The organism is Staphylococcus simiae (genome assembly GCF_002902085.1).
GTDB lineage: Bacteria > Bacillota > Bacilli > Staphylococcales > Staphylococcaceae > Staphylococcus > Staphylococcus simiae.
Genome location: NZ_PPQR01000024.1, coordinates 18,601 through 27,329, shown reverse-complemented (window position 1 = coordinate 27,329; position 8,729 = coordinate 18,601). Strand labels below are relative to the sequence as shown.

Annotated in this window: 7 protein-coding genes; 6 read left to right on the top strand and 1 reads right to left on the bottom strand. The window is 31.9% G+C overall.

The window, feature by feature from the left end; genetic code table 11:
* The first annotated feature begins 427 nt into the window (after nucleotides 1-427).
* The 4 genes from CD113_RS04130 to CD113_RS04115 all read left to right on the top strand — a co-directional run bounded on the left by CD113_RS04130 (nucleotide 428) and on the right by CD113_RS04115 (nucleotide 3,536).
* Nucleotides 428-1,990: a BCCT family transporter gene (locus tag CD113_RS04130; RefSeq protein ID WP_002464381.1), complete on the top strand. Its 1,563-nt coding sequence runs from the start codon at nucleotides 428-430 to the stop codon at nucleotides 1,988-1,990.
* A 179-nt stretch (nucleotides 1,991-2,169) separates the two neighbouring features.
* Entirely contained in the window at nucleotides 2,170-2,706 is a 537-nt protein-coding gene (gene amaP / locus CD113_RS04125) for an alkaline shock response membrane anchor protein AmaP (RefSeq protein ID WP_002464380.1), read from the top strand.
* Nucleotides 2,707-2,718: 12 nt separating this feature from the next.
* Nucleotides 2,719-2,958 (top strand): DUF2273 domain-containing protein, encoded by a 240-nt coding sequence (locus tag CD113_RS04120; RefSeq protein WP_002464379.1) that lies wholly within the window; start codon nucleotides 2,719-2,721, stop codon nucleotides 2,956-2,958.
* Nucleotides 2,959-3,026: 68 nt separating this feature from the next.
* Nucleotides 3,027-3,536, top strand: a complete 510-nt coding sequence (locus CD113_RS04115) for an Asp23/Gls24 family envelope stress response protein (protein WP_002464378.1) — start codon at nucleotides 3,027-3,029, stop codon at nucleotides 3,534-3,536.
* Between the two features lie 177 nt (nucleotides 3,537-3,713).
* Here the strand turns inward: CD113_RS04115 and CD113_RS04110 are convergent, their stop codons facing one another.
* Nucleotides 3,714-5,693, bottom strand: a complete 1,980-nt coding sequence (locus CD113_RS04110) for an IucA/IucC family protein (protein ID WP_002464377.1) — start codon at nucleotides 5,691-5,693, stop codon at nucleotides 3,714-3,716.
* A 103-nt stretch (nucleotides 5,694-5,796) separates the two neighbouring features.
* On the opposite strand from CD113_RS04110, the gene CD113_RS04105 reads away from it, so the two are divergent.
* Both CD113_RS04105 and CD113_RS04100 read left to right on the top strand, forming a co-directional pair.
* Nucleotides 5,797-6,978: an MFS transporter gene (locus CD113_RS04105; protein WP_002464376.1), complete on the top strand. Its 1,182-nt coding sequence runs from the start codon at nucleotides 5,797-5,799 to the stop codon at nucleotides 6,976-6,978.
* A complete protein-coding gene (locus CD113_RS04100; protein WP_002464375.1) occupies nucleotides 6,971-8,728 on the top strand; it encodes an IucA/IucC family protein in 1,758 nt (585 codons plus the stop codon). Before CD113_RS04105 ends, CD113_RS04100 begins: the two co-directional genes overlap by 8 nt.
* Nucleotide 8,729 lies beyond the last annotated feature (1 nt).

The window sequence follows — 8,729 nt, the reverse complement described above, 5'->3', positions numbered from 1 at the left end:
AAAATAGCTGTGAAAAAATCTATCGTCATAGATTTCTTCACAGCTAATCTTAGTATGTTTTTCAGGACTGATAAATAAAAAGTGAATAATTTAAAAAAATAATTATGCATCAGTCCAATTTGGGAGAAAACCTAAAAAACTTTAGTAAAAGGCTATACATCAGAGCTGATCTCAAATTATAGAACGTTTATGTTCACTATAGTCTTTAAACAATATTGAAGTTATGTTCCTAAAAATGGATATGTATTCTTATTAAACACACCACAGTAAGAAGTCCAACGTCTTCCTATTTTGTACATATTTTAACCTTTCTAGCACTACAATAATTAAAAAAATAATGGATTAGTATAATTAAAAAATTAAAAATGATTAAGATTATGTTGTTTAGGGTATGTGACTAACATTAAAGGGGAAAGGATTTTATATAATGAAATCAAAATCAGTAAGTAAAGTATTTTGGGTAGCGTTAGCTATTTGTACATTATTTGTTGTTTACGGGGCTATATTACCGAAACAACTTGAAACAGTGACGCAACAAATTACGTCATTTATTGCTTTACACTTTTCATGGTATTATCTATTACTCGTTTTAGCCATACTTATTGTATGTGTTTATATCTTATTTTCAAGATATGCATCCATTACGTTAGGAGAAGAAGGAGAAGATCCGGAATTTTCATTACCATCTTGGTTTGCGATGCTATTTAGTGCTGGAATGGGCATAGGACTGGTGTTTTGGACTACAGCTGAGCCAATTAGTCATGCTTTTAAAATGACACCTATACATAAAGCTGGTACACAATCAGCAATTAACGATGCGATGCAGTTTTCATTCTTCCATTGGGGTATACACGCTTGGGCTGTCTACGGCATTGTTGCATTAGTATTTGCCTATTTTAGTTTCCATAAAGGATATCCAGGTCTCGTTAGTGCTACATTGGTACCTATTTTTGGTGAAAAAGCAATGCGTGGACCTATCGGTGGCGCCATTGACGTCTTAGCTGTTATTGCAACAGTCACTGGTGTAGCAGCTACACTTGGATTTGGTGCGTTACAAATCAATGAAGGATTACATTTCTTATTTAATGTGCCTAGTAATTTTACGATGCAAGTCATCTTAATTGTCTTAGCAACGATTCTTTTTACTTGGTCAGCATGGTCAGGAATTGATAAAGGTATCAAAATATTAAGTAACATTAATATGGCTTTAGCGTTTGTTGTGTTATTGGGTCTATTTATCGTTGGTCCAACATTGTATATTTTAAATACATTTACGAATGGTTTAGGGAATTATATTGCTAATTTCTTTAGTATGAGTTTAAGAATTCCTTCTGGCGGTGAAAAATTCCAATGGCTTCAAAATTGGACTATATTTTACTGGGCATGGTGGATTTCATGGGCACCATTTGTTGGTATTTTTATTGCTCGTGTTTCAAAAGGTAGAACCATAAAAGAATTTATCCTTGGCGTCTTATTTGTACCAGCCGTCGTATGTTTTATCTTTTTCGCAGTATTTGGTGCATCAGCAATATACTTACAAGACCATCATATTGCTAACATTGCTAAAGAAGCGACTGAAACGGCAACATTCGCAGTATTAGGACATTATCCATTAGGCTTTATTCTTAGCCTATTAACTTTAGTAGTTATTATGATTTTCTTTGTCACATCTGCGGATTCTGCGACTTATGTTTTAGGCATGTTAAGTTCTAATGGTAATATCAATCCAGCTTCATTCGTTAAAGTAAGTTGGGGTGTCATTATGGCGTTATTTGCCATAATTATGATTTATACAGGTGGCACGCAAGCAATTCAAAATTTATTAATTATTGCAGCACTGCCATTCTCTATAGTTATTATCGTCATGATTTGGTCGTTACTCAAGTCACTAAGCGAAGAAAAGCCACGATCAAGTCAAAAAGTATTAATTAAACATCGTGATGCCGATATTTTACAATACAAAACGTCACAAGACATTGACAAAGAATAATGATATTTAAAGTTTCATTCAATTTATTTAGGGAATATAAATTAAGAAATATAGTACGACATTCGATTAATTAAGAAATTTTTAAAATGTTAAATTTAAAAGGTTTAGAAAAAAATCAGATGGGTACATATTTTATATGAAATTCAAAATTATATATAACTAAGGAGGTGTCGTAAGGGGTGAAACGACTTAAAAACTTTATCCTTGGCTTATTAATCGTAGTTATCGTTGGCTTCCTATTATTTATGTATATTCAAGATAGTCGTATTACAGAATATCAAGACTATTTCTTACAATTTAACTGGTTCCAACCATTACTTATCACATTAGCAGCATTGCTAATTTTAATAGGTCTAATACTAGTGTTTAGTATCTTCAAACCTACACATCGAAAACCTGGACTTTATAAAGAATATGACGATGGTCATATTTATGTATCACGTAAAGCAGTTGAAAAGTCTGCTTATGACACAATTACTAAATATGATCAAGTTAGACAACCGAATGTTGTCGCAAAACTTTATAACAAGAAAGACAAATCTTATATCGACATTAAAGCTGATTTCTTCGTGCCAAATGATGTACAAGTTCAATCATTAACAGAAACGATTCGTGAGGATGTTAAAAATAATGTTGAACATTTTACAGAATTACCGGTACGCAAGTTAGAAGTTAATGTAAGAGATCAGAAAACTTCTGGTCCTCGAGTGTTGTAAGGGAGGGATATCATGGCTGATAATAATAACCAAAATGGACAAGACTCTACACAACAAGTGATCGACTTTTTGAAAGTTTATAAATGGAGAATTATCGGATTCTTAGCATTTTTACTACTAGCTATATTATTCCTAACATTAGGATTTTGGAAAACGATATTAATCGTTGTCTTATGTTTAATTGGTGTAGCAATCGGGTATATGAAAGACCGTAGACAAGATTTTATGAATTTTTTAAATAGATGGAGTTAATTCATCTATTTAAAATAAAGTAATAACACAATAAAAAATAAAAAGATAAAAGAAAAGGAGAATTTATTATGGCTGTAGATAACAATAAAGCAAAACAAGCATATGATAACCAAACTGGAGTTAATGAAAAAGAAAGAGAAGAACGTCAAAAACAACAAGAACAAAATCAAGAACCTCAATTCCAAAACAAATTAACTTTCTCTGATGAAGTAGTTGAAAAAATCGCTGGTATCGCTGCACGTGAAGTTAAAGGTATCTTAGATATGAAAGGCGGATTAACTGATTCATTCACTAATGCATTTACAAGTGGTAACAATGTAACACAAGGTGTATCAGTTGAAGTTGGCGAAAAACAAGCTGCTGTAGATTTAAAAGTCATCTTAGAATATGGCGAATCAGCACCAAAAATCTTCCGTAAAGTAACAGATTTAGTTAAAGAACAAGTGAAATATATCACTGGTTTAGATGTTGTTGAAGTTAACATGCAAGTTGATGATGTAATGACTCAAAAAGAATGGAAACAAAAACACGAAAAAAATAATGACAACAATAACCAAGACAGACAAGGTTTACAATAAGTCATGAAACGCAAAAAATCGCTTAGCACATTGCTAAGCGATTTTTTTGCGATTTTTTAAGTTGAAAAAGCATGTAAAGTAGTTGCTACATTCACTGACAATTTTGGGTTCTCTATGTTCTATTTATCAGTCTTAAGGAATAGAGAACCATAGTGCCAACTTTTCACTATAATCAAATTATAGCTTCAGCGGATTGTTGACTTTAATGTAAGTATAATGATGTGCTTCATCTTCTAAACGCATTGTTGTCACACATTTATAGTCAATCATAGGCGAGAACATTGTATCTTTAAATTCATTAATACGTTCATTATAAGTGACTTGCTGATTATGATCACTAACAGTAACAAAACTTTGTTCAATTTGCTCGAATAACTCAAGCAAAATATGCTGTACATTTTGCCATAGGTCATGCTCTAACGCCTGTACTTCAGAATATTGAGCAATAGTAAGGATGATTTCACCAAGATGATTTTGTACAGTTGAATAGAACGCTTTGTTAAATACTGATGTTTTAGAATCTGTCAAGATACGTGATTTTTCATGGAAATGATCTGTTCGATACCCCATCTTATTCAATTGTGTTTCATCGATACGTAGTCCTTCAAAGTCTCTGATGTACATTTTATCGATAAGCCCATTATCTTTAAAAGTAGCAATCGTATTTTGTAAATGTGCTTCTAAAGCAATGCCGTATTTTGTAACTAAAGGTACAACTAAACCTAATAAAGCTTTACTATACATAGTAATCCATAACTGTGCTGCTTGTTCAAACGAGCAGTCTGGCATTGTTTGTTGATATTGTTTGATTAAAGTAATAACTGGTGTCTCATCATTATAAGGGTAGTTAGCAACTAAACTTGATGGAATAACAGGTGTAACGTTACTTGGAATAAGATCATAAATATTTTGTCTAAACAATGTACCTAATTGTTCACTACGTTCTGTTTGATAGTCACCTTTATCATTCGCAGTATAAAAATGAATGCCAGCAATTTCAGCAATGACATCTGCATGGTCACGATTGAATAATGTATCATTAGCCAATATATCATTTAAGATTTTCGTCATGATAGGTCCATTATGTGTTGTTTGTTCTGATAATGTACGTATTTCCCCGGTAATATGAACGTTGGTAGACAATTTTATATGTGGCAGTTGACTAGGAAATTTAGGAACTAACGTTCTAAAAGATAAACCAGCATAATAAGGCAATGTCTTACTACTCACTCTAATTAGTTGCTGATCAATTTCTAATTGATAGTCACGATGTAATACATCAGTTAATTGCCAAGGATGAACAATCATGACATGATAATCATCAATATTGATATCTGAAAACTCAGTTTGTAATTGTTGAACTAATTCTGGAAACTGTTCGCGAATGATTAGATTATAGTCCGTATCCAGAGACATTGTACGACTTACCGTTTGATGTATTAACATGACATTTAAATCTATCACTTGTGCAAATTCTGATGAATATTTAAACGTTTCAGCAGCATTGAGTCCTTTGCGTAATTTGGCACCTGGATGTAAAGGATGTCCTTCAATCACTGATTGTTCTGAACGTAAATAACTGTCTTCATTTTGAGTGATTAAATCATATAATGGAACATGATGCTGTTGCATTGTATAGTATTGATAACTAAGTGCAAACGACATATTATTCGCACTATTAATCAAATCTTGACGGAATTGTTCACTCGCAGCATTTTGATACTCAGGTTGCTCATTTAAAATAATATCTAGTAATTCATTTGGATGTTGTATGCGATAGACGTCATGATGACTCGTATGACGTAAATAAAATGGTCCAATGACATCGATACGATTGAAGGCATGTTGCCCTATAATTGGCGCATATAAGATTTGTTGAGACTGTGGGAAAGAAATTTCTAGTACTTGTTCACTAGGGATATCTAAAGACGCGATAGCGGTCTTATTAATAATACGACTATGTTCAGCAGCATGTACTAAATTTTCTCTATGTAGTGAAGTGACGAGACGCTGAGTGATTTTATCCCTACCTTGCAAAATATATGCTTTAAAAATGCTAGCCCAATCATTATCATATTGTTGTAAAAAATGATAAGTTTCAACTTCATTTTGATTTAATTTTAATTGTCTTTCTTTATACATTAAATTCGATTTCATAATTCACCTCATAAAATATTTTACAAAAATAAAATTGATTTGTATAATCCATATTAATGATAATGATAATTATTATCAATAAATTCAAATAGGTGGAAATTTTATGACAAAGTATTTCTTTATCAGTTCTTTTCTACTATTTTTGGGAAATTGGATTGGACAAATAGGGCTAAATTGGTTTGTACTTACTACATATCATAACGCAGTTTATCTAGGAATAGTCAATTTTTGCCGGCTTGTACCAATTTTGTTATTAAGTGTTTGGGCAGGTAAGATAGCTGATCAATACGATAAAGGGAAACTGTTGAGAATGACGATAACTTCTTCTTTTTTAGTTACGTCGATATTATGCGTTTTAACTTATAGTTTTTCAGTTATCCCTATTGTGGTTATCATTGTTTATGCAACATTAAGAGGAGTCTTAAGTGCTGTAGAAACACCTTTAAGACAAGCTATTTTACCAGATTTATCTGACAAATTATCAACCACAGAAGCAGTATCCTATCATTCATTTATTATCAATATATGTCGTTCAATTGGACCGGCAATTGCAGGTGTGATATTAGCAGTATATCATGCACCGACAACATTTTTAGCACAGTCATGTTGTTACTTAGTAGCGGCTCTGTTATGCTTACCATTACACTTTAAAGTGTTACCAGTAACTAAGGATAAACCACAATACTCATCATTTAAAGTGATTATGCAATATTTCAAATCACATTTAATTGGTAGACAAATTTTTATTACGTCATTATTAATCATGGCAACGGGTTTTTCATATACAACATTATTACCGGTATTAACTAATAAAGTTTTTCCAGGTCAATCAGAAATATTTGGTATTGCTATGACCATGTGTGCCATCGGAGGGATTTTAGCGACACTCATTTTACCGAAAATTTTACATTACATAGAAATGGTCAATATGTACTATTTAAGTTCTTTATTATTTGGCATCGTTTTATTAGGTGTAGTCGTAAATAACTTAATAATTATGTTTATTTGTATTACTTTAATAGGCTTATTTAGTCAGTGGGCGAGAACGACAAATAGAATTTATTTTCAAAATAATGTAAATGAACATGATAGAGGGAAAATACTAAGTATTATCATGATGGATAGGGGTATGATACCTTTAGGAAGTTTATTAATGAGCTTTTGTGCCGATATCTTTGGTATAGTTAACACATTCACAATTATGGGAATAAGTACGATAATTATTGTCGTTATATTTTTCATTATAAATAGTAAGTTAAAGTTGGAGGCAGAAAATCATGGTTAATCATGACTGGGAACATGCAGATAAAAATATTCAATATAGAGTACTAAACGCAATTGTTAAAGAACAAATATATAACGATCAAACGTTGGTTCATCATTATGAAGACAAACTGCAAATACAATATCATTGTCATATTTTAACAGTTAGCGTAGCAAGAAAGAGTGCACTACAGCGATATGTATTTACAGGAGAGATTACTTATAGTTGTGGTAATAAAGTTGTCAATATGACATCATTAGAATCACTACTTGAAATATTAAATAGATATTTTGACATTACTATTTCTAAGCAACTGTGGAAAGAGTTGATACATAGTCGTGATAGTTTACTTGAGTCATATAAACAACTGACACATAGGCAGTCGCTCATTAAACAAAGTCTGAAATTCTCGCGTTTACCGCAAGATATCAATTTTATTACATGGTTACAACATACGTCTCATTATGATGGTGTAGATGATTTAATGTATTCGGAAAGTATAGTGACAGAAGGTCATCCGACGCATCCATTAACTAAGACGAAATTACCTTTAACTATGAATGAATTGTCATTGTATGCGCCTGAATTTGAAAAGACGATACCACTACATATTATGATGATTGAACAACATCACATCGTCACTACTGCTATGAATCATGATGATGATTTTATCATGCATTTTGTGTTACCAGAATATGATAATCAAATTCGTATATTCATGAAAAGTTTAGGACTAAATTACAAAAATTATAAGGCGATATTAGTACATCCATGGCAATATGACCATACTATCAATAAGTCATTTAATGAATGGATTGAACAAAAAATATTAATTCCGACACCGTTTACTGTGAAATCGAAAGCAACCTTATCGTTTAGAACGATGTCATTAATCGATAAGCCATTTCATGTGAAATTGCCAGTAAATGTTCAAGCTACTAGTGCAGTAAGAACAGTATCAACAGTCACAACTGTGGATGGACCAAAATTAAGTTATGTCTTACAAGATATGTTAAACCAATATCCTAAGTTACAAGTTGCTATGGAACCATTTGGAGCGTATGCAGATATTGATGATGATAAAGCAAGACAACTCGCATGTATCATTAGACAAAAACCTGAATTAAAAGGATCTGGTGTGACAGTAGTGAGTGCAAGTTTAGTCAATATTAATCCTGTAGATCATAAAACTGTAGTAGATAGCTATTTAGAATGGTTAAATCATAAAATAGATGCTAATGGAATTAAAACATTTATTGCGCACTATACAGAAACATTGGTGACACCATTAATTGCTTTTATTCAACGTTATGGTATTGCACTCGAAGCACACATGCAAAATACTGTAGTGCATTTAGGTCCTAATTATGATATGTCATTTTTAATACGTGATTTAGGTGGTTCACGTATAGATTTGGATACATTACAATCTCGAATATCTAATATGGATATAACAAATCAAAGTTTATTAGCACAGTCTATAGAAGAAGTCATAGCAAAATTTCAACATGCAGTGATACAAAATCAACTTGCTGAGTTAATCCATCATTTTACCCAATATGAAGATGTCAATGAAGCAGAATTATTTGATATCGTAAGAACTAAAGTCCGTCATGCGATTGATCCACAATTAGACCATGCACAAGCATTAAAAGAAATCTTATTTGGACCAACGATAACGGTAAAAGCATTATTAAATATGCGTATGGAGAATAGAGTAAAGAAATATTTAAATATAGAATTAGATAATCCAATAGCAAAAGAGGTGTAGT